Source organism: Sphingomonas sp. SORGH_AS_0879 (assembly GCF_030819175.1).
In the GTDB taxonomy this organism is placed as follows: domain Bacteria; phylum Pseudomonadota; class Alphaproteobacteria; order Sphingomonadales; family Sphingomonadaceae; genus Sphingomonas.
Genome location: NZ_JAUTBJ010000002.1, coordinates 3,419,353 through 3,439,572, shown reverse-complemented (window position 1 = coordinate 3,439,572; position 20,220 = coordinate 3,419,353). Strand labels below are relative to the sequence as shown.

The following is a 20,220-nucleotide window of genomic DNA, read 5'->3' as shown; positions in this document are numbered from 1 at the left end:
CTATTCGGGACGGCGATCGCCTCGACCTGAACCTCGTGCTTGCGACCGGACTGTTCGACGAGGAGAAGGCGGCGCGTCATCCGCTCTGGGCCAAGGAGCTGTACGGCTATGCCATCACCAGACCGAGACGGCGCGCATGGGGCGTTAGTGGGCATCGATCCCGAAGAACCAGTGGCCCGATGACGGCAGGTTCGAGGCGTTCGTCGCCAAGCACTGGGACATGATCTGGGGCGACCGGCGACGGGAGCTGGTCTTTATCGGCATCGGGATGGACGAGGCCCGGATCCGCGCGAGGCTCGACGCATGCCTCCTACCCGCTGCTGCCTTCGCACCCGCCCCATGGGCGACGTTGCGCGATCCCTTCCCCATCTGGGGCGAGCGTCAGTTGGAGGCGGCCGAATGACAGGAGTCGCGGTATCATTTCAGGACGTCCGACAGCGCTTCGGCCAGTTCGCTGCTTCGGAACGGCTTGGTGATGCGGGGCACGGCAGGGTCGATGCCCTCCGCCTCGGCATAACCCGACACGATCAGCGCAGGCAGGCCAGGGCGGATATCCTTGAGTGCCGCGACCAATTGCGCCCCGGTCATCCCCGCCATGAGGTGATCGGTCACGAGGAGGTTCGGGGCCAGTCCCTCCCGCATCATCTGGAGGGCGGTTTCCCCCGACTCCGCCTCGACCACGTCATAGCCGAAGTCGGAGAGCATGTGCGCGGTGCTCATGCGCACAAGGTCCTCGTCGTCGACCAACAGCACCACCCCTCGCGCGTCGCGGCGCTCGATGGCCTGGGCCGGTCGCTGCTCCGCCTCGGGCAGGTCGTGGCCGACGCGCAGCCACAGCGCGACGGCGGTGCCCTTGCCGACCTCGCTATCGATCGTCAGCGCGCCGCCCAATTGCGCCGCGAGCCCGTGCACCATCGACAGGCCCAGCCCGGTTCCCTTGCCGATCCCCTTGGTCGAGAAGAAGGGCTCGACCGCTCGGGCGCGCGTTTCTTCGTCCATCCCGGTCCCGGTGTCCTGAACGCCGATCCGGATATAGTGGCCGCGCGACAGGCCGGGGCGCGGCTCGCGAACCGATTCGTGCGTCACCCCGATCGTCAGCGTGCCGCCGTCGGGCATCGCGTCCCGTGCATTCACCGCCAGGTTGAGCAGCGCCATTTCGAGCTGGTTGGCATCCGCCTTGGCCAGCGGCAGATCGGGGGCCGCCTCCAGCGTCAACGCGATCGTCGGTCCCAGCGTCGACCCGATCAGGTCGAGCATTCCCTGTACGAGCTGCGGCATGTCGACCGAGATCGGCTGAAGCGGCTGACGGCGGGCGAATGCGAGCAGGCGCTGGACCAGCGTCCGGGCGCGCTCGGCCGACTGTAGCGCGCCGTCGATCAGCCGCTGTTCGCGTTCGGAGCCCAGTCCCTTGCGATGCAGCATGTCGAGCGATCCGACGATCGGGGTCAGGAGATTGTTGAAGTCATGCGCGACGCCGCCGGTCAGGCTGCCCATCGCCTCCATTTTCTGGCTCTGTCGCAACGCCTCCTGCGCGGCGTGGAGCTGGGACTCGCGGGCCTTGGCATGGCTCAGGTCGCGTCCGACCGCGATGAAATTGGCGCCATCGGGTTCAGGAGCGACCGTCCATTCGATCCATTTCCAGTCGCCATCGCGGGTGGCGATCCTGTTTTCGAACCGCGTCGGCCGCCCCGTGTGCGCCATCGTCTCGATCGCGGTGAGCGTGGGTGGTTCGTCCTCGGGGTGCATGAACGTGGCATAGCCGCGCGACAGCAGTTCCTCGGTGCTCCAGCCCAGCACCCAGTTCCATGCCGGGCTGACCGCGGACATCATCCCGCTATAATCGGCGCGGGCCAGCATATCCTGCGACAGATTCCACAACCGGTCGCGCTCCGCCGAACGGGCGGCGACCTGCGCTTCCAGCGTTTCGTTCATCTCCTGAAGACGCAATTCCGCGTTGCGGCGCGCGGTAATGTCGTTGAACAGCACCGCGACGCGGTGGCTGGCCGGATCGCCGACGCGAAAGGCATGGACATCCCACCACCGCGCCAGCGTGGCGGAGCCCTCCTCGATGCGGCCGGGGACACCCGTCGTCGCGATCTTCCCGTAGAAATCGAACCAATGCCGTTCATGCTCGGGCACGACCTCGCGCACCCGGCGACCGGCGGGCTGGAAACCGGCCTGTCGCTCGAAGGCGGGGTTGGCTTCGATGAAGCGATAGTCGACCGGGTGGCCCGCATCGTCGAAGATCATGTCGATGATGCAGAAGCCGACCTCGATATTCTCGAACAGGGTCCGGTAGCGCGCCTCGCTGTCCTGCAAGGCGATCAGCCGCGCACGTGCGTCATATTGACGGCGTCGCGCCCGCACCGCGGAGCGCACGATGCTGATCAGCGTCGTCGGATGGAAGGGGCGCTCCAGGAAGGTGACGTTGCCCAACACTTCCAGATGCCGTGCAGCGGCCGGGTTGCGCTCCAGCCCGCCACCACGGCTGGTCAGCAGGATGAACGGCAGGTCGGACCATTCCTCCTGAGCGCCGAGCCATTCCGACAGGGCGGACAGGTCACTGGTCGCAATCGCTTCCTCGGTCACGATGACCAGGGCCGCGCCTTGGTCGAGCTCGGCGACCAGATGAGACAGGGAAGGGCAGACCGCGGTTTCGAGATGCGCCTCGGCCAGCATCGCGCTCGCCAGGGCGGCGTCGCGACCGCGCGGAGCCAGGACGAGGGCACGTTCCGAAACGGTCGATCGCTTCACGCCTCGTCACCGTCCAGAAGATCGTTCACGCCGTGCAGGGTCGGCACGCCCCGCAGCACGCCTTGGAACTTGGTCAGGGGTTCGCCCAGCGTGATCCCGTTGCCGCCGATCCGATATTCGCGGATCGTGTTCTCATGGGGCCCGGTGCGCTTCTTCACGATCGAAATGGCGCGACGGACCCGGCCCAGCGCCTCGAAATAGCGCAGCAGGATGACCGTATCAGCGAGATAGGTCACGTCGACCGGGGTCTTCATGTCGCCGACCAGCCCATGCTGTGCGACCGTCAGAAATGTCGTCGCGCCCTGGCGATTGAGATATTGCAGCAGCTCATGCAGGTGAAGGATCAGCGCCTGCTCGCCCGGCATGGCCGCCTGATAGCCGTTGAGACTGTCGACCACGACCGTCTTGGCGCCATATTCCTCGACGCACCGGCGCACCCGGGCCGAAAATTCGCCAGGCGACAATTCGGCGGCGTCCACCTGTTGCAGCAACAGCTTGCCGTCGTCGATCATCGCCTGAAGGTCGATACCCAGACCCAGCGAGCGCTGGATCAGCAGCCCCACTTCCTCGTCGAACACGAACATCGCGGCACTTTCGCCGCGCGCCACCGCCGTCTCGATTAAGGTCAGCGCGATCGAGCTCTTGCCCGTACCGGCGGGGCCCAGCACCAATACGCTCGACCCGCGCTCGATCCCGCCGCCGAGCAACTGGTTCAGCTCGTCCGACTGTGTGGTCAGCATGTCGCGTGAGAAGCTGATCCGGTGCTCGGACGATACCAGGCGCGGATAGACGTGGACGCCACCCGTCTCGATCGTCGCGTCGTGATAGCCGCCACGGAACCGGCGGCCGCGATATTTGACGACGCGGATCCGCCGCCGCTCCGCCCCATATTCGGGGGCGAGTTCCTCCAGCCGGATGACGCCGTGCGCCACCGAGTGCACCGTCTTGTCGTTGGTGTCGGTGGTCAGGTCGTCGAGCATCAGCACCGTCGCCCCGCTCTTGGCGAAATAATGCTTGAGCGCCAGGATCTGCCGCCGATAGCGCAGCGAACTCTGCGCCAGCAGGCGGATCTCGGACAGGCTGTCGACGACGACGCGGTCGGGCTTCGCCCGCTCGAACGCCTCGAAGATGCGCTTCGTGGTCTCGCCCAGCTCCAGATCGGAGGAATAGAGCAGGCTCTGCTGCTGGTTCTCGTCGAGGAGGTTTTCCGGCGGGATCAGTTCGTAGATTTCGACCCCGGCCAGGTCCCAGCCATGCGCCCGTGCGGAGGCGCGCAGTTCGTCCTCGGTTTCCGACAGCGTCACATACAGGCAACGTTCGCCCGCCGCCGCACCGGTCATCAGGAACTGGAGCGCGATCGTCGTCTTGCCGGTGCCCGGGTTGCCTTCGAGAAGAAACGTCCGCGCCCGTTCCAGCCCGCCCTTGAGCACATCGTCCAGGCCTCTCGTGCCGGTGGGGGCATCGTCTGTCGCGAAAGAAGCCAACCCAATTCTCCCCAATGCCGTCGCCTCGTAGGCGTACGCAACCCCGCGACCTACGCCCGCGACATCCGCTTGTCCTTATCAGCGATCTAGGTGGGAGACAGGTTCCAGCAGCGAGGCAACTCCGATGTCTGCCACGCCCATGTCGCGCGTGTTGCGCTTGCCCCAAAGGCCGCCCGTTCGGGCTGCGCGATTACGAGCCGAAGGAGCTCGCTCTCACCATCAGCTCATAGGGCAGTTCGATCGCGGATTTCACGCCATCGGCACCATCTCTGCGTTCCGCCAGCAAGCTGACGGCGGCAGCCGCCATTTCGCTATTGGGTTGCCGGATCGTCGTCAATTGCGGCCAGGCCATGCGTGCCAGTTGGGCGTCATCGAACCCCGCAATCGCCAATTTCTGCGGCACGGCGATCTGCGCCCGCATGGCGGCCACCAGCACGCCAAGGGCCATCTCATCGTTGCTCGCGAAGATCGCGCTGGGTGCGCAGGGCCCCTGGAGCAGAGCTTCGGCGGCGACGATGCCAGACCGGAAGGTGAAGTCCCCCTGGAACACCCGCCGGTCGTCGAACGCGATACCGGCGGCATTCAGGGCATCCTGAAAACCGAGCCAACGGCGATGGGCGGAATGATGGGTCGGGTTGCCCTTGATGAAGGCGATGTCGCGGTGGCCGAGCCGGATCAGATGCTCCGCCATGGTGTGCGCCGCGGCGCGGTCGTCGATCCTGACATGGGGGGTGCGATCGACATCCGTACCCGGCGCGATCCGGACCAACGGCACACCGTGCCGCTCGAAAATGGCGATCAGTTCCTCGCAGTCGCAGATCGGCGGCGTCAGGATCGCGCCGCCCAGCTTCAACCCGACCAGGCTTTCCTCCAGCCGGGCCGGCCAATCCGGGCGGTCGAGCGCCACGGTCTCGATCACGACGTGCCGGCCCAGCGATCGCGCCCGGTCGAGCGCGCCGAGCAGCACGTCATTGGCATAGCTGCACGCCGGATCGTCGAAGAACAGACCGATCAGGAAGGAGCGCGCGCTCGACAGGCTGCGGGCAAAGGCGTTGGGCTGGTAGTTCATCTCCGCCACGACGCGCGCCACGGCCTCGCGTACCGCCGGTCGGACATGCGCTTCGCCGTTGATGACGCGGGAAACGGTCTTGGGGGAAACGCCGGCCTGTCGGGCCACGTCCTTGATAGTAAGCGCCTTCATGGAAACATCCGGTCGAAAGACAAAAATACGGCACGCCGGATCGGCCGAGCCGATGAGAAGTGCGGAACAACGGCAAAGCGTCCCATATGCCGTGATCTTATGCAATCGGGTGCAGGTGCCATTCCGGGGCACTACCGCCGAGAACGATGGCGGAGGATTGACCGTTGACATCGTTGTCAGTCTTGCGGACAACAGGTGCCGAAAACGGGAAGACCGGGAGAGGATCATCACGCCGACGGCGCGGGCCGCGCGTCGCGTCGTGCCCGATACGCTTCGACCGGGTTTGCCGGACCCCTGTTCGGAGCGCCACCATGTCCTATCGTCACGCCCTTGTCGTCGCGCTCCTGGCGGGGGCCGCGCCGGTCGTCGCGTCGGCGCAGCAGGCCCCGTCGTCGCCGCAGGCGACCGAGGGCGCATGGCGTGACAAGGCCGCCCCGGCGGTCGAGCGCGCCCGCGCGCTGGTCAAGGCGATGACCCGCGCCGAGAAGCTGGCCTATGTCCACGGCCTGTTCCCGCCGATGACCAAGGAACGCCATGCCGACATGATACCCTCGGCCGGCTATGTGCCGGGCGTGCCGCGCCTGGGCATCCCGACGCTGCGGGAAAGCGATGCGAGCCTGGGCGTCGCCAATCAGGTCGAACAGCGCAAGGGCGACACCGCCACCGCCTTGCCGTCCAGCCTGGCGACGGCGGCCAGTTTCGATCCCGCCATCGCCTATGCCGGGGGCGCGATGATCGGGGCGGAGGCGCGCGCCAAGACCTTCAACGTGCTGTTGGCGGGCGGCGTCAACCTGACGCGCGATGCGTGGAACGGGCGGAACTTCGAATATCTGGGCGAGGACCCGCTGCTGGCCGGGATCATGGCGGGCGCGTCGATCCGCGGTGTCGAGTCCCGGCACATCGTGTCGACGGTCAAGCACTTCGCGCTGAATTCGCAGGAAACCGGGCGCAACATCCTGGACGCGCGCATCGATGAGAAGGCGCTGCGCGAAAGCGATCTGCTGGCGTTCAAGATCGCCATCGACGGGGGACGCCCCGGATCGGTCATGTGCGCCTATAACAAGGTCAATGGCGACTATTCGTGCGAGAACCGCTTCCTGCTGACGCAGGTCCTGCGCGACGAATGGCGTTATCCCGGCTTCGTCATGAGCGACTGGGGCGGCGTCCATTCGACCGAGAAGGCGGCGCTGGCCGGGCTGGATCAGGAATCGGGGCAGGAACTCGACAAGCAGATCTATTTCGGCAAGCCGCTGGCCGATGCGATCGCGAGCGGTCGCGTGCCCGAGGCGCGGCTGGACGAGATGGTCACGCGCATCCTGACCGGCGTCATCGCCAGCGGGCTGTACGACGATCCGACGCCAGCGACCGCGCAGCCCATCGATTATGCCGCCCATGCCGATGTCGCGCAGCGCGCGGCGGAAGCGGGGATCGTGCTGTTGAAGAACGACCGCGACGTCCTGCCGCTGGCGGCGACGGCGCGGCGGATCGTCCTGATCGGTGGCCATGCCGATGTCGGCGTCCTGTCCGGCGGCGGATCGAGCCAGGTCCGCTCGGTCGGCGGCGCGCCGATCGAAATCCCGCTGACCAAGGGAGCGGCGGCCTCGTTCGCGCGGATCACCTATCACGCCTCCTCGCCGCTGCGTGCGATGCGGGCGCTGGCCCCCGATGCGCAGGTCAGCTTCGTCGATGGACGCGATCCCGTGGCGGCGGCAGCGGCGGCCAAGGCGGCCGACATCGCGATCCTGTTCGCGACCCAATGGCAGACCGAAGCGCAGGACGCGACCTCGCTGTCGCTGCCAGATAATCAGGACGCGCTGATCGCGGCGGTCGCAAAGGCCAATCCGCGTAGCGTCGTCGTGCTGGAGACGGGCGGGCCGGTTCTGATGCCCTGGGCGGATCAGGTCGCGGGGATCGTCCAGGCCTGGTATCCCGGCCAGCGCGGGGGCGAGGCGATCGCGCGCGTCCTGTTCGGTCAGGTCGAAGCCTCGGGCCGTCTGCCTATCAGCTTTCCGGCCCGTGCCGCACAACTGCCCCGTCCGCAGCCGGTGCTGCCTGCCGGCGTGACCGCGCTGACCGACGCGTCGAGCAACGCGGGCGTCGTCGACACCGGCGATCTCGCCCCGTTCCCGGTCGATTATTCGGAAGGAAGCGATGTCGGTTATCGCTGGTACGCCGCGCGCGGCGAGCGGCCGCTCTATCCGTTCGGCTATGGCCTCAGCTACACGCGCTTCCGCTTCGGCGACGCCCGGTTCAGGGGCGGTGCGGCTCCGGCCGTCGAGGTCGCCGTAACGAATATCGGCAAGCGGCAGGGCGTGATCGTGCCGCAACTCTATCTGACCGGTACGGGGCAGGGGCCGATGCGCCTGGCCGGGTTCCAGCGGGTAGCGCTGGCACCGGGCGAGACGAAGACGCTGGCGATCCCCGTCGATCCCCGGATCCTGGCGCGCTGGACGGCGGGTCGTGGATGGGCGGTCGCGCCGGGCCGCTATCGCCTGACCCTTGCCACGGACGCGCAGAGCCCGGTCGCGAATGGAGAGGTGAGTGTGGCGGCGGGGGCACAGTCGCCGGGTTGATTGATCGGGGTGCCGCGCCGTCGCGGCAATTCGATTGACACCGATGTCGGTCGGTATAGCAATGAACTATAAAGAAAATAATTAGCCGAAATCGTCGGTGCACATGCGGCGTGAGATAACCGCAAAGGGAGAGGTGGGATGAAGGGGAAGACGCTTGCACGCGTGCTCGTGCGCTCGACATCGGTTCTAGGGCTGACGGCGGGATTGCTGCTGGCCTCGCAGGGCCAGGCGCAGACCGCGCCGATCGATCCGCAACAGGGTACGCCCCAGGCCGATACCGGCAGCCAGACACTCCCGCCGGGTGAGGCGAGCCCGACCAATCCCCAGCCCGAAACCAGCTCCGGCGACATCGTCGTCACCGGGGTTCGCGCCTCGCTGGAACGCTCGATCGCCATCAAGCGCGACTCGAACGGTGTCGTCGATGCGATCAGCGCGGAGGATATCGGCAAGTTCGCCAATACCAACCTCGCCGAGTCGCTGCAGCGCATCACCGGCGTTTCGATCGACCGGCGCAACGGCGAGGGCTCGACCGTCACCGTGCGCGGTTTCGGCGCGCAATATAACCTCGTCACACTCAACGGCCGCCAGTTGGCGACGTCCAACATCGTCGCGGTCGGCGGCGACCAGGGCGGTGACGGCGCGGGCGGCTTCGGGCGCTCGTTCGACTTCTCGAACCTCGCCTCGGAAGGGGTGAAGACGCTGGAGGTCTACAAGACCGGGCGCGCCGCGATCCCCTCGGGCGGCATCGGCGCAACGGTCAACGTGGTCAGCCGCCGCCCGCTCGACAATGCCGATACCGGGCTGGTCGGGTCGCTGGGCGTCAAGGGCAGCTATGACAACAGCTCGGCCGACTGCATCGACTGCGGCGCGCGCGTCACGCCCGAAGCCTCGGGCACGGTCAGTTGGTCCGACAGCGAAAAGCGCGTGGGCGTGTCGCTGTTCGGTAGCTACCAGAAGCGCAACTTCAGCTTCGCGAGCGTGGCGCCGGACAATTGGAATATCCGCTCGCTCAACGATTTCCTGAACCCGTCCAACGGTTTCGTAAACGCGGCGACCAAGATCAACAACCGCCCGACCGGCAACCCGCTGGTCTCGGTGCCCAACGACTTCCGCTATCACTTCTCCGAGGCCAGCCGCGAGCGGATCAACGGACAGGCGATCCTGCAATTCCGCCCGACCGACACGCTGACCTTCACCGCCGACGGCCTCTATGCCCAGTTGCGCCAGTCGGAGCGTCGATCGAGCCAGTCCAACTGGTTCAACCGGCCGTTCAGCGAGGTGACGTTCGACGATGCCAGCAACGGCATCGCCACCACCGAATTCCTCGCGGAGTCGATCAACGGCGTGAAGGATGCGGCCTTTGAACAGGCCTATCGCGCGCAGAAGAACCGGCTGTACGATGTCGGCGGCAACATCGAATGGAAGCCGAGCGATCGCTTCACCCTGACGATCGACGGTCATATCGGCGAGGCGCAGAGCCTGCCCGACAATCCCAACGGACAGACCTCGACCACCGTCGCGATCAACGCGCCGGTCGTAACCGGCCATACGCTGCGCTGGACCGATCACGGCTTCCCGCAGCAAACGCTGACGATCAACGACGGTACGCAGAGCACGACCCCGACCGGCCAGCCCTTCATCAAGGGCAACAATAACGGCGTACTGGACGTCGGCGATCTGGCGAGCGCGGTGCAGCGCCAGTTCGCCTCCAACCAGACGCAGCGGATCCGCGAATTGCGGGCCGATGCCGCCTGGGACTTCACCGACCAGATCCGGCTCGATGCGGGTGCCGATTATCGCACCACCACCACCCGCCAGACCCAGTTCAACACGCGCCAGGTCCTGGGCGACTGGGGCAACTCGCTGCCGCCCGATATCGCGCGGCTGGCACCGGGGCAGGTCTTCCAGTTCTGCAATACCTGCAAGTTCGAGCATAACAATCCGAATGCCGACGCGAACACCCAGGTCGCGTTCCGCACCGAGGATGCGACCAAGCTCTACAACACGCTGTACAATTACTATTCCGGCGTGACGAATGACGGGGTCGACCACCGGAACAATATCGACGCGAACAGCGACAATTCGGTGCGCGAGAATATCTGGTCCGGCTATCTTCAGGCGAGCTGGAACGGGCAGGTGTTCGGCCGCAACGCGCAAGTGGTGGCGGGCCTGCGCTACGAGAATACCAAGGTGCGCGCCGTCTCGCTCCAGCCGGTGCCGCTGGCGATCGTCTGGACGGCGGACAACGACTTCGTCGTCCAGAACAGCACCGATCAGCAGGCCATCTCGGCGCGCGGATCCTATAGCAACTGGCTGCCCGCGGTGGACGCGAAGATCGAGGTGATGGACAATCTGTTCGCGCGCGCTTCGTATAGCAAGACGATCTCGCGTGCGCCCTATGGCAACCTCTTCGCCTCGACCGGCGTCGGTGCACCGGGGCGGCCGACCGCGATCGGCGGCATCGCGACCGGATCGTCCAACAATACCGGCCTGCTGCCGCTGTCGTCGGACAATATCGACCTGTCGGTCGAATGGTATCCGCGCAAGGACGTCTTCCTGTCGGCGGGCTTCTTCGACAAGCGGGTGCATAACTTCATCGGCAACACGGTCGTCAACCGCAACCTGTTCGGCCTGCGCGACGCGACATCGGGGCAGGCGGGTACGCGGTCGGGCACGGCGCGGGAGCAACTGACCAACACCTTCGGCGCCGACATCACCGACGTGAACCTGTTCACCTATACCGCGCTGCTCCAGCAGAATGCGGGCAATGTCGCGGCGGCCAACGCGCAGTTCGCGGCCAATTACAACACGCAGAGCCGCGCGCTGAACCAGGGCTTCGTGGACTCGATCCTCAGCCAGGTCGACATCAGCCCCAATGCCAGCGATCCGCTGTTCAACTTCGCGGTGAACACCCCGATCAACAACCGCGACGCGCATATCTACGGCGTCGAGCTGGCCGGGCAATATTTCCTGGGCGAGACGGGCTTCGGCGTCGCCGCAAGCTACACGCTCGTCCGTGGGAATATCGGCATCGATATCGCCGCCGATCCCAGCGTGAACACCTTTGCGCTGGTCGGCCTGTCGGACACCGCCAATGCCACGCTGATCTACGACAAGAACGGCATTTCGATGCGCCTGTCGTACAATTGGCGCGACAAGTTCCTGAGCGATATCAATCGTGGCGGCGATCGCAATCCGGTCTTCACCGCGCCCTACGGCCAACTCGACCTGTCGATGAGCTTCGACCTGACGCCGCGCTTCGCGCTCGGCTTCGAGGCGATCAACCTGACCGAGGAGGGCGTCCAGACCTATGGCCGCGATCGCATGAACACCTGGTATCTGGCGGAAGGCTCCGCCCGCTATCTGGTCGGCGCCCGCTATCGCTTCTGAATTCGCGAAACTCGGAAGGCCGCTGTCCCCCCCGCGGCCTTCCGGGTACATGGGGCGATCATGGCCGCACCTGTCCTGCTCAACAATATCGACCATCGCGACCTTCGTGTCGCGATCGGTCATCACGCCCGTTTCGGCGACGCGATCAACCAGACGCGCGTGTTTCCGGCCGAGTTCGAGGAGCTTCAGCGCGAATACGCCATATTGCTGCGGCGCGACGAGGATGGTGTGCTGTATGCCACCATTCTCCTCGGCCTCGACCCGGACGAAAACCTGTTTCTGAAGGGCGACCACTGGGACGCCCGATATATCCCGGCGACCCGTGCGCGCGGACCGTTTTCGATCGGTCATGACGCCACGGGCGAGCCGATGGTCTACCTCGACCCCGAGCATCCGCGACTGACTGCCGACGGCATTCCCGTCTTTCGCGAACATGGCGGCAATGCGCCGCTGCTCGACCATGTCTCGGTCATGCTGCAACGCATTTATGAGGGCGTGCAGACCGAGCGGGCAATGTATGACGCCTGGGCCGCGCTCGACCTGCTGACGCCCGCCGTCCTGCAACTCGATCTGGACGAGGGGCGGCGGTACAATGTGCCGGATTGCCTGACGATCGACACCGCGCGGCTGGCGGCTCTGGAGACCGGGGCCTTGGGCGATCTCCATGCGCGCGACTATCTGCGCCCGGCGTTCTGGATCGCGTCCTCGCTGGGCAATCTGCGCCATCTGATCGATCGCAAGCTGGCCGGCGATGCGCATGGCTGACCGCCTGCCCGCCGCGCGTCTTGCCCGCGAGCTGGCGGACACGGACGCGCCCGACCTGGCCGCGCTCGTCGAGCGCAACGAGCCGGTCATCCTGCGGGGCTATGCGGCGAACTGGCCGCTGGTCCATGCGGGGCGTGTTTCCCCCCAGGCGGCTGCCGACTATCTCCTGCGCTTCGATCGCGGGCGACCGGTGACCGGCTATGTGGGTGACGCCGCGATACGGGGGCGTTTCCACTATGACGAAACGGTCACCGGACTGAATTTCCAGACACAGACCCTGCCCCTGCGCGCGTTCCTGGCGCAGTTGCTGGAGGGGGGCGACGGGCCGGGGGATGCGCCCGCGCTCTATATGGGGTCGACCGATCTCGACGCTTATCTGCCGGGTTTCCGCCTGGAGAATGATCTGATCCCGTCCGGCGGGCTGTTCCAACGCCACCCGCCGCTGGCCGGTATCTGGATCGGCAACCGGACCATCGCCTCGGCGCATTACGACATGGCGAACAACGCGGCGATCTGCGCCGTCGGCCGACGCCGCTTCACGCTGTTTCCTCCCGATCAGATCGGCAATCTCTATCCCGGTCCGCTCGCCCCGACGCCGGGCGGGCAGGTGGTCAGCATGGTCGATTTCGCGCGGCCCGATCTGGATCGCTATCCCCGTTTCGCCGATGCCATGACCCATGCCGTGGTGGCCGAGCTCGAACCCGGTGACCTGCTGATCTATCCGGCGCTGTGGTGGCACCATGTCCAGGCGCTGGAGGCGTTCAACATCCTCGTCAACTACTGGTGGAACGCGGCGCCGGACTATCTCGACACGCCAATGGATAGTGTGATGCATGCGATGCTGTCGCTGCGCGATCGACCAGCGGCGGAGAAGCAGGCCTGGCGGGCGATCTTCGACCATTATGTCTTCGGCGACAGCGAAGCGGTCGTCGCTCATCTGCCCCCGGCGTCGCACGGCCCGCTCGCGCCGCTCGACGGGGCCATGGCGCGGCGGCTTCGCGCCTATCTTCTGCAAAGGCTGAACCGATGAGCCATCCCTATCCGCCGACTCGTGTCGTCATCGCCGGAGGCGGGACGGCGGGGTGGCTGGCGGCGACGGCGCTGGTGCGGCAGTTGGGGCCGCTGGTCGATGTCACGCTGGTCGAATCCGACGAGATCGGCATCGTCGGTGTCGGCGAGTCCACCATCCCGACGGCGCGCAGCTTCCATGCCTTTCTGGGCATCGACGAGGCCGCGTTCATGAAGGCGACCCAGGCGACCTTCAAGCTGGGCATCGCGTTCGAGAATTGGGGGCCGGACGGCGCACGCTATTTCCACCCGTTTGGGACGGTCGGCCGATCGGTGGCGATCGCCGATTTCCAGCATTTCTGGCTGGAGGCCAGGCGGCACGGCTTTGGCGGCGCGTACACCGACTATTCGCTCGAAGCGCGGGCGGCGGAGGCGGGCCGGTTCGGTCGGGACGAGGCGGGAACCCTGGCCTATGCCTATCATCTCGACGCCACCGCCTATGCCCGCTTCCTGCGTGGTATCGCCGAACCGGCCGGGGTGCGCCGGGTCGAGGGACGCATCGCCAGGATCGAGCGCGACGGTGAGGGCGGCGACATCGCCGCACTGCACCTGGTATCGGGCGAGCGGGTCGAGGGGGACCTGTTCCTCGACTGCACCGGCTTTCGCGCGTTGCTGATCGAAGGCGCGCTGGAGACGGGCTTCGAGGATTGGAGCGAGTGGCTGGCCTGCGACCGCGCGCTGGCCGTCCAGACCGAAGCCGTCTCCTCCCCGGTCCCCTATACCCGCGCCATCGCGCACCGGGCGGGTTGGCGCTGGCGCATCCCGCTTCAGACGCGGGTGGGCAACGGGCTGGTCTATTCCTCGGCCGACATGAGCGACGACGAGGCGACGGCGACGTTGCTTGGCGGAATCGAGGGGACGCCGCTGTTCGAGCCGCGCGCTTTGCAGTTCCGCGCCGGGATGCGTCGGCAGGCCTGGAGCGCCAATTGCGTGGCGCTGGGCCTCGCGGCCGGGTTCATCGAGCCGCTGGAGTCGACCAGCATCCATCTGGTCATGATCGCGGTGATGCGCCTGATCCAGGGTTTTCCGTTCCAGGGTCAGGACAGCGCGGCCCTTCGGGCTAGGTTCAACGCCCAGTCGCGCCACGAATGGGAGCATATCCGCGACTTCATCATCCTGCATTATGCGCAGACGGGGCGGACGGACTCGGTATTCTGGCAACGTCGCTCGACGATGTCGGTGCCCGAGACACTGGCGCAACGCATCGCACTGTTTATCGAAAGCGCGGGAGCCTGGCAGGGGCAGGACGATCTGTTCAAGATCGATTCCTGGGTTTCGGTCATGCTGGGGCAGGGACTTTTCCCAAAATCCCACCACCGCATTCCGAGCATGCTAAGCCGTCAGGCCCTGAATGATTCCCTTGCAGGCCTGGATCAACAGCTTTCGCGGCAAGTGCAGACGATCCCGGACCATCTCACGTTCATCAAGGGGTATTGCGGGACGGTGGCTCCACCCGATGTCAGGCATGATACGGCCCGCGGGGCCCTCTGACCGGACTTCGCTGACCGAGATTGGGTCAGTGGCACTGCATGACCATTGGAGCACCGCGCACGTTATCGCTCCTGAACCCTTTGCCATTGCAACCAGTCCCGCAAAAGCATGGTCACTTCGCCCGGGCGCTCGATGGGAGCCAGGTGGCCGCAGTTGCGAATTTCGTGGAAGCGCGCGCCCGGGATATGCTCCGATAAGGCGCGGGCATCGGCGGGCAGGCAGATGCGGTCGCGGTCGCCCACCGCGACCAGCGTCGGCACATGAACCGCCGCGATGGCGGGGGCGATGTCGGGGCGGGCGTGCAGCGCGCGCTGCTGTCGCTCGAAAACGGCCGCGCCGACCCGCTCCGCCATCGCCTGTACGAGCCCGCTGACGATCGCACTCAGGGTCGGATCGGCATGAGGGGCGGTAGCAAGCAGTCCCTGGTCGGCGACGGTGCGTGGGCGCATCTGCACCGAGGCGCGAGTGCCGAACAGCGCCACCCGCTGCACCCGCTCGGGCGCCTGGCGGATGATCTCTAGCGTGGCATAGCCGCCCAGACTGACCCCGGCGACCGCGAAGCGCGGCGGGGCGTGGGCCAGCACGCGCGCGGCCATCGCCTCCAGCGTGTCGTCGATGGTCAGGTCGCCCAGCATCGGATGGGCGATGTCGCTCAGGTCGACCAACTGCCGGGCCCAGAGCTGCCCGTCGCATCCCATGGCGGGCAGCAACACCAAGGGCAGGGCGTTTCGGATCATCTCGAAAGTCTCCCGGAAAAAAAAGGGAAGGGGGTCACGCGAACAGGGTGAGCAGGCCGCGCGCCGGGTCGGTCAGGCCTTCCCAGATCATCTTGCCGGCGACCCACAGGATGACGAGCAGCCCGACATAGGCCAGCCAGCGATAGCGCTCGATCACGCGTGCCAGCACATTGGCGGCCAGACCCATCAGAGCGACCGACAGGATCAGACCAATGGCAAGGATGCCCGGATGATCGCGCGCCGCGCCCGCGACGGCCAGGACATTGTCGAGGCTCATCGAGACATCGGCGACCGCCACCGCCCAGGCGGCGGCCCAGAAGCGGCACGGGGCCTGACTTGCCAGCGGATCGCCCTCTTCCGCGCCGCCGCGTAGTTCGCGCCACATCTTCCATGCGACCCATATCAGCAGCAGCCCGCCAGCCAGCACCAGTCCGACGATCTGGAGCAGTTGCGTCACCACCAGCGCGAAACCGATGCGCAGGACCAAGGCGGCGACGACGCCGACCAGAATCACCTTGCGCCGCATCGCCGGGCGTGCCGATGGCGGAGAAGTCGGCGACGATATGCTGCCAGAGGTCCATCGGATCAGCCCATCAGCGGGAAGGCGAGGACGTCCATCCCGACCAAGGTCATGACCACGCACACCACCGTGACGGGAACCAGCGTGAAGCGCTGATGATCGGCGAGATCAATGCCCACCAGGCTGACCAGCAGATAGGTCGAGGGCACCAGCGGGCTGAGCAGGTGGACCGGCTGTCCCATCAGCGAGGCGCGGGCGATCGCCATGGGCGACACGCCGTAATGCGTCCCCGCCTCGGCCAGGATCGGCAGCATGCCGAAATAGAAGGCGTCGTTGGAGATGAAGAAGGTGAACGGCAGGCTGAGCATCGCGGTGATCGGCGCCATGTACGGCCCCAGCACTGGCGGAATGAAGCCGACGACCTCCTTGCTCATCGCCTCGACCATGCCGGTGCCCGACAGGATGCCGGTGAAGATAGGGGCCGACGACATTATAGACGATGGCGATCCGCCCCGCCGACACCGCATCCAGCATCGGTTCGATCGTGCGCGACAGTATGGGCCGGGTCGCCGCGCTCGCCCGCACCAGCGAGCGGGTGTCGCGGGTGATCGCATGATCCTCGGTCAGATAGAGATAGCCGACATTGGACTGCGCCGGGTCATAGGTGGCGACCTTGCCCATCAGCTCGGCGCGACGGGTGCGCAACAACTGCTCGAACGCCTCGTGCGTGCGCGGCACCTGCGCGGCGGGGATCAGGCGGCGGTTGACGACGAAGGCGACGGGCTCGGCGGTGACGCCGTAACCCATGTTCTTCCACACCGCCGTATCCGGCAAGGCGGACTTTTCGGGACTGAGATAGCTTTGCGCATAGCCGTCGTTGATCAGCTTGGCCTGAAGGTCCATCGCGGAGGACCAGACCAGATCGGCCCCCGCTGTCCGGCTCCGCGCTTGGGCGACGACCCGGTCGTAAATGGTGCTCGATTCCAGATCGTCATAGCGCACCTGGACGCCGGGATAGGCGCGGCGAAAGGCGGCGATCAGCGGTTGCATCGCGGCGGTGTCGGCATTGCCGTAGATGCGCACCATGCGCTCGCCCCGGGCATTGGCGACCAGCCCGTCATAGGAGCGGGGATAACCGGCGGGGCGCTGCGCATCGGTGCGGGTGGACGCCATGGCGCCCAGCATCAGCATCGATAGAATTACCATTCGCATCGTTCAGGTCCTCTCGCTTCCCGCCTCTGAGTTCGGATAAGCTCAAGGACATGGATTATCCCCGCAAGCTGTCATCCGCCTTTCACGGATGTGCCGCATCATGCGGATTCTGATCGTCGAGGATGATGCGGCATTGGCGCGCGGGATCGTCGCGCTGTTGCGCACGGCGGGGCACGCGGTCGATCATGTCGCCACCGGCGAGGATGCGCTGATGGTCGCCGCGGACGAGGCCTATGCACTGGTCGTCCTGGATGTCGGGCTGCCGGATATCGACGGCTTTTCGGTGCTTCAGACGCTCAGGCGGCAGAGGAACCGGGTGCCGGTGATGATGCTGACCGCGCGCGACGCGCTGGATGATCGGGTGCGCGGACTCGACCACGGGGGCGAACGATTATCTGCGAAAGCCCTTTGCGCCGGAGGAACTGGAGGCCCGCATCCGCGCGCTCGGGCGGCGGCGCGGCGGCGATCCAACGCCCGAGCTGGTGGTCGGAGCGCTGGTGCTGGGCCGTTCGCGCGGGTCGGCGCGGGTGGGGGCGCGGACGCTCGATCTGCGCCGTCGCGAATGGGCGGTCCTCGATGCGCTGGCGACCCTCGCTGGCCAGATCGTTCCGCGCGAGACGCTGCAATCCGAGGTGTTCGGTTATGACGAGCCGGTCGGCCCCAATGCGATTGAGGTGAACATCACGCGGCTGCGCGGCAAGCTGGCCCCCGATGGCCCGGCGATCCGCACCGTGCGCGGGGTCGGCTATATGCTCAATGCCCATTAAGCGCGCGCGGCGCGGCGCACTGGCGCTGCGTACCCGGCTGCTCGCGGCGATGCTGGCGCCGATGCCGCCGACCGGCTGGAGCATCTGGTGACGCAGCTACTTGCGCTCGCCCGCGCCGAAGAAGCGGGCGTCGCGCCGCCGCGCGAGCGGGTCGACCTGCGCGAGGTCGCGGTCGCCGTCATCAACCGCCGCATCGCGCAGGCGATCGAGGCGGGGATCGACGTCCATCTCGACGCCCCCATCGACATCGACATCGCGATCGCCAGCCACCGCACCTTGCTGTTCGAAATCCTGTCCAACCTGCTCGACAATGCGATCCGCTACAATCGGCGGGGTGGTCAGGTAATGCTGAACATCTCCTGCGAAGACGGGGCGGGGGCCCGGATTACGGTGGCGGATAACGGCTCCGGCCTGCCCGACGCCGAGCTGGCGCGTCTCGGCGAACGCTTCACCCGCCTGTCGACCGCGCGCGACAGCGAGGGCAGCGGCCTGGGCCTCGCCATCGTCCGCTCCGCCGCCTCGCGGCTCGACGCCTCGCTGGAGATCGTCAACACCCGCCCCGGACTGTGCATTACGCTGGATTTCGGGAGTGACAACCTGGGAACAGCGGACGCCCGCAGCCCGAACGGGCCGTCCGTGCCGATGGCATAACGGGGGCACGCAACCTTGCGGTTTCCCTTCGTGTCCTCGGACTATTGCGCCATGCGCCGTGCCTCGGGGATGGCTTGTCCGATCCAGGAGGACGCCTGCTCATAGGCATGGCCGACCTGCAATACGGCAAGATCGGAATGGTTGGGGCCGATGATCTGTAGACCGATCGGCAGCTTGTGGGGACCGCCGAAACCCGCGGGCACCGCGAGCGTCGGCAGGCCCGCCATGGTCGGTGGCAGGGTCACTTCCATCCAGCGGTGATAGCTGTCCATCGCCCGGCCGGCGATCTCCTTCGGCCAGCGCTGGGCGACAGGAAAGGGGAAGACCTGCGCCGTCGGCAGAACGACGAAATCATAGCGATCGAACAGGGTGCGGAAGGCCTGATAGATGCGGCTGCGGCCCTGCGATGCTTCCGCCACCTGTCGGCCAGTAAGTGCCAGATAGCCTTCGACCTCGTAGATCGCTTCGGGCTTCATCAGCGCGCGTTTCGTCGGATCATGGTAGAAGTCGATCAGATCCGATCCCACCGACCAGAAGCGCAGCGTCAGCGCGGTTTGCCACATCTCCGCCGCCGACAGGGCCAGCCGCGCCTCTTCCACCTCCATGCCGATGGCACGGAAAGCGGCCAGCGCGTTGGTGCAGGTCTCGATGACGCCCGGCTCGGTGGCCAGCGCGCCTTGCAGATCGCCTAGCCAGCCGATCCGGCGGCCTTTCCAATCACGATCGAGGGGACGCGCGAAGGCCGTCGGATCGTCGGAAAGCGAGAAGGGCGCGCGTGGATCGGCACCCGCCTGCACCGACAGGAGCAGCGCCAGATCGCGCACGCGCCGCGCCATCGGGCCGGATGTGGCAAAGGTCTGGCCGAACACGTCGCTTGATGGCACGGACGGGACACGTCCGAAGGATGGGCGGAAGCCGAAGACGCTGTTCCAGCCGGCGGGGTTGCGTAACGATCCGCCGAAATCGCTGCCGTCGGCAAGCGGCACCATGTGGAGCGCCAGCGCCACCGCGCCCCCGCCGGTGCTACCCCCGGCGGCGAATGCCGGGTTCCAGGCGTTGCGGGTGGTGCCGAACAACGGGTTGAAGCTGTGCGATCCGAGCGCGAATTCGGGCACGTTCGATTTGCCGACGAAGATCGCCCCGGCGTCCCGCATCCGCGCGACCACCAGCGAGTCGGCGGTGGGGATATTGTCCTGCAGGATCGGTGAGCCCTGGGTGGTGCGGATGCCGCGCGTCGGTGCGGTGTCCTTCACCGCATGCGGAAAGCCATGCAGCGGTCCGCGGAAGCGGCCCGCTGCGGCGTCCGCGTCGCATGCCGTGGCCATGTCCATCAGCCGCTCCGGGCGAACCTGCGAGACGATCGCGTTGAAACGGGGGTTCAACTGCTCGAACCGCGCCAGGTGGGCGGTCATGACCTCGCGGCTCGAAACCTGTTTGCGTCGAATGGCGGTCGCCAGCTCGGTCGCGCCGAGATCCAGCACGTCACTGGCTTTGGCTGCACCGGCTGCGGCCCCGGCCCCGACATTTGCCGCTGCGATCGCGGCCGGAGCGGCGAGTAGGGTTCGCCGCGTCAGCCGCCCCGGGGGGTGTCGAGGGTTGTCACTCAT

Annotated in this window: 13 protein-coding genes and 4 pseudogenes; 8 read left to right on the top strand and 9 right to left on the bottom strand. The window is 66.6% G+C overall.

Features of this window, described 5'->3' with window-relative positions; translation table 11 throughout:
- Nucleotides 1-220 precede the first annotated feature (220 nt).
- On the top strand, nucleotides 221-403 hold the full coding sequence (locus QE379_RS16270) for a GTP-binding protein (RefSeq protein ID WP_307002102.1): 183 nt from the start codon (nucleotides 221-223) through the stop codon (nucleotides 401-403).
- A 14-nt stretch (nucleotides 404-417) separates the two neighbouring features.
- Here QE379_RS16270 and QE379_RS16265 read toward each other — a convergent pair whose 3' ends face one another.
- From QE379_RS16265 to QE379_RS16255, 3 genes are all read right to left on the bottom strand, one after another.
- Nucleotides 418-2,679 (bottom strand): PAS domain S-box protein, encoded by a 2,262-nt coding sequence (locus QE379_RS16265; protein WP_307003263.1) that lies wholly within the window; start codon nucleotides 2,677-2,679, stop codon nucleotides 418-420.
- 71 nt (nucleotides 2,680-2,750) lie between these two features.
- Nucleotides 2,751-4,238, bottom strand: coding sequence for an ATPase domain-containing protein (locus tag QE379_RS16260; protein ID WP_307002100.1), 1,488 nt, complete (start codon nucleotides 4,236-4,238; stop codon nucleotides 2,751-2,753).
- 190 nt (nucleotides 4,239-4,428) lie between these two features.
- The gene (locus QE379_RS16255; protein WP_307002097.1) at nucleotides 4,429-5,439 is read right to left on the bottom strand and encodes a LacI family DNA-binding transcriptional regulator; all 1,011 of its coding nucleotides are present in this window, start codon (nucleotides 5,437-5,439) and stop codon (nucleotides 4,429-4,431) included.
- Between the two features lie 311 nt (nucleotides 5,440-5,750).
- On the opposite strand from QE379_RS16255, the gene QE379_RS16250 reads away from it, so the two are divergent.
- The 5 genes from QE379_RS16250 (at nucleotide 5,751) to QE379_RS16230 (ending at nucleotide 14,726) form a co-directional block, all read left to right on the top strand.
- Nucleotides 5,751-8,012: a beta-glucosidase gene (locus tag QE379_RS16250; RefSeq protein WP_307002095.1), complete on the top strand. Its 2,262-nt coding sequence runs from the start codon at nucleotides 5,751-5,753 to the stop codon at nucleotides 8,010-8,012.
- A gap of 138 nt (nucleotides 8,013-8,150) precedes the next feature.
- On the top strand, nucleotides 8,151-11,402 hold the full coding sequence (locus QE379_RS16245; protein WP_307002093.1) for a TonB-dependent receptor: 3,252 nt from the start codon (nucleotides 8,151-8,153) through the stop codon (nucleotides 11,400-11,402).
- A 60-nt stretch (nucleotides 11,403-11,462) separates the two neighbouring features.
- The gene (locus QE379_RS16240) at nucleotides 11,463-12,167 is read left to right on the top strand and encodes a SapC family protein (protein ID WP_307002091.1); all 705 of its coding nucleotides are present in this window, start codon (nucleotides 11,463-11,465) and stop codon (nucleotides 12,165-12,167) included.
- On the top strand, nucleotides 12,160-13,197 hold the full coding sequence (locus QE379_RS16235; protein WP_307002090.1) for a cupin-like domain-containing protein: 1,038 nt from the start codon (nucleotides 12,160-12,162) through the stop codon (nucleotides 13,195-13,197). The genes QE379_RS16240 and QE379_RS16235 overlap by 8 nt, the downstream gene beginning before the upstream one ends.
- On the top strand, nucleotides 13,194-14,726 hold the full coding sequence (locus QE379_RS16230; RefSeq protein WP_307002088.1) for a tryptophan halogenase family protein: 1,533 nt from the start codon (nucleotides 13,194-13,196) through the stop codon (nucleotides 14,724-14,726). The genes QE379_RS16235 and QE379_RS16230 overlap by 4 nt, the downstream gene beginning before the upstream one ends.
- Before the next feature lie 62 nt (nucleotides 14,727-14,788).
- On the opposite strand, the gene QE379_RS16225 is transcribed toward QE379_RS16230, so the two are convergent.
- The 5 genes and pseudogenes from QE379_RS16225 to QE379_RS19655 all read right to left on the bottom strand — a co-directional run.
- Nucleotides 14,789-15,463 (bottom strand): alpha/beta fold hydrolase, encoded by a 675-nt coding sequence (locus QE379_RS16225; protein WP_307002087.1) that lies wholly within the window; start codon nucleotides 15,461-15,463, stop codon nucleotides 14,789-14,791.
- Between the two features lie 34 nt (nucleotides 15,464-15,497).
- Nucleotides 15,498-16,044 (bottom strand): annotated as a pseudogene (locus QE379_RS16220) (YjbE family putative metal transport protein).
- A gap of 4 nt (nucleotides 16,045-16,048) precedes the next feature.
- On the bottom strand, nucleotides 16,049-16,225 hold the full coding sequence (locus QE379_RS16215) for a hypothetical protein (protein WP_307002085.1): 177 nt from the start codon (nucleotides 16,223-16,225) through the stop codon (nucleotides 16,049-16,051).
- A 54-nt stretch (nucleotides 16,226-16,279) separates the two neighbouring features.
- Nucleotides 16,280-16,417: pseudogene (locus tag QE379_RS19660) on the bottom strand (citrate transporter); the annotation flags it as partial.
- A 280-nt stretch (nucleotides 16,418-16,697) separates the two neighbouring features.
- A pseudogene (locus QE379_RS19655) lies at nucleotides 16,698-17,033 on the bottom strand (ABC transporter substrate-binding protein); the annotation flags it as partial.
- A gap of 262 nt (nucleotides 17,034-17,295) precedes the next feature.
- Between QE379_RS19655 and QE379_RS16205 the strand changes: the two are divergent.
- Together QE379_RS16205 and QE379_RS16200 are read left to right on the top strand one after the other, a co-directional pair.
- Nucleotides 17,296-17,962 (top strand): annotated as a pseudogene (locus QE379_RS16205) (response regulator).
- An 87-nt stretch (nucleotides 17,963-18,049) separates the two neighbouring features.
- Nucleotides 18,050-18,613, top strand: coding sequence for a sensor histidine kinase KdpD (locus QE379_RS16200; protein ID WP_307002081.1), 564 nt, complete (start codon nucleotides 18,050-18,052; stop codon nucleotides 18,611-18,613).
- A 41-nt stretch (nucleotides 18,614-18,654) separates the two neighbouring features.
- Here QE379_RS16200 and QE379_RS16195 read toward each other — a convergent pair whose 3' ends face one another.
- Entirely contained in the window at nucleotides 18,655-20,220 is a 1,566-nt protein-coding gene (locus tag QE379_RS16195) for an amidase (protein ID WP_307002078.1), read from the bottom strand.

Bases quoted from the DNA above. Each gene is read 5' to 3' on its own strand.
- QE379_RS16255 (WP_307002097.1), bottom strand. From the start codon at position 5,439: ATGAAGGCGCTTACTATCAAGGACGTGGCCCGACAGGCCGGCGTTTCC.
- QE379_RS16215 (WP_307002085.1), bottom strand. From the start codon at position 16,225: ATGGGACAGCCGGTCCACCTGCTCAGCCCGCTGGTGCCCTCGACCTAT.
- QE379_RS16245 (WP_307002093.1), top strand. From the start codon at position 8,151: ATGAAGGGGAAGACGCTTGCACGCGTGCTCGTGCGCTCGACATCGGTT.
- QE379_RS16240 (WP_307002091.1), top strand. From the start codon at position 11,463: ATGGCCGCACCTGTCCTGCTCAACAATATCGACCATCGCGACCTTCGT.
- QE379_RS16230 (WP_307002088.1), top strand. From the start codon at position 13,194: ATGAGCCATCCCTATCCGCCGACTCGTGTCGTCATCGCCGGAGGCGGG.
- QE379_RS16225 (WP_307002087.1), bottom strand. From the start codon at position 15,463: ATGATCCGAAACGCCCTGCCCTTGGTGTTGCTGCCCGCCATGGGATGC.
- QE379_RS16270 (WP_307002102.1), top strand. From the start codon at position 221: ATGATCTGGGGCGACCGGCGACGGGAGCTGGTCTTTATCGGCATCGGG.
- QE379_RS16235 (WP_307002090.1), top strand. From the start codon at position 12,160: ATGGCTGACCGCCTGCCCGCCGCGCGTCTTGCCCGCGAGCTGGCGGAC.
- QE379_RS16250 (WP_307002095.1), top strand. From the start codon at position 5,751: ATGTCCTATCGTCACGCCCTTGTCGTCGCGCTCCTGGCGGGGGCCGCG.
- QE379_RS16195 (WP_307002078.1), bottom strand. From the start codon at position 20,220: ATGAGTGACAACCCTCGACACCCCCCGGGGCGGCTGACGCGGCGAACC.
- QE379_RS16265 (WP_307003263.1), bottom strand. From the start codon at position 2,679: ATGCTGGCCGAGGCGCATCTCGAAACCGCGGTCTGCCCTTCCCTGTCT.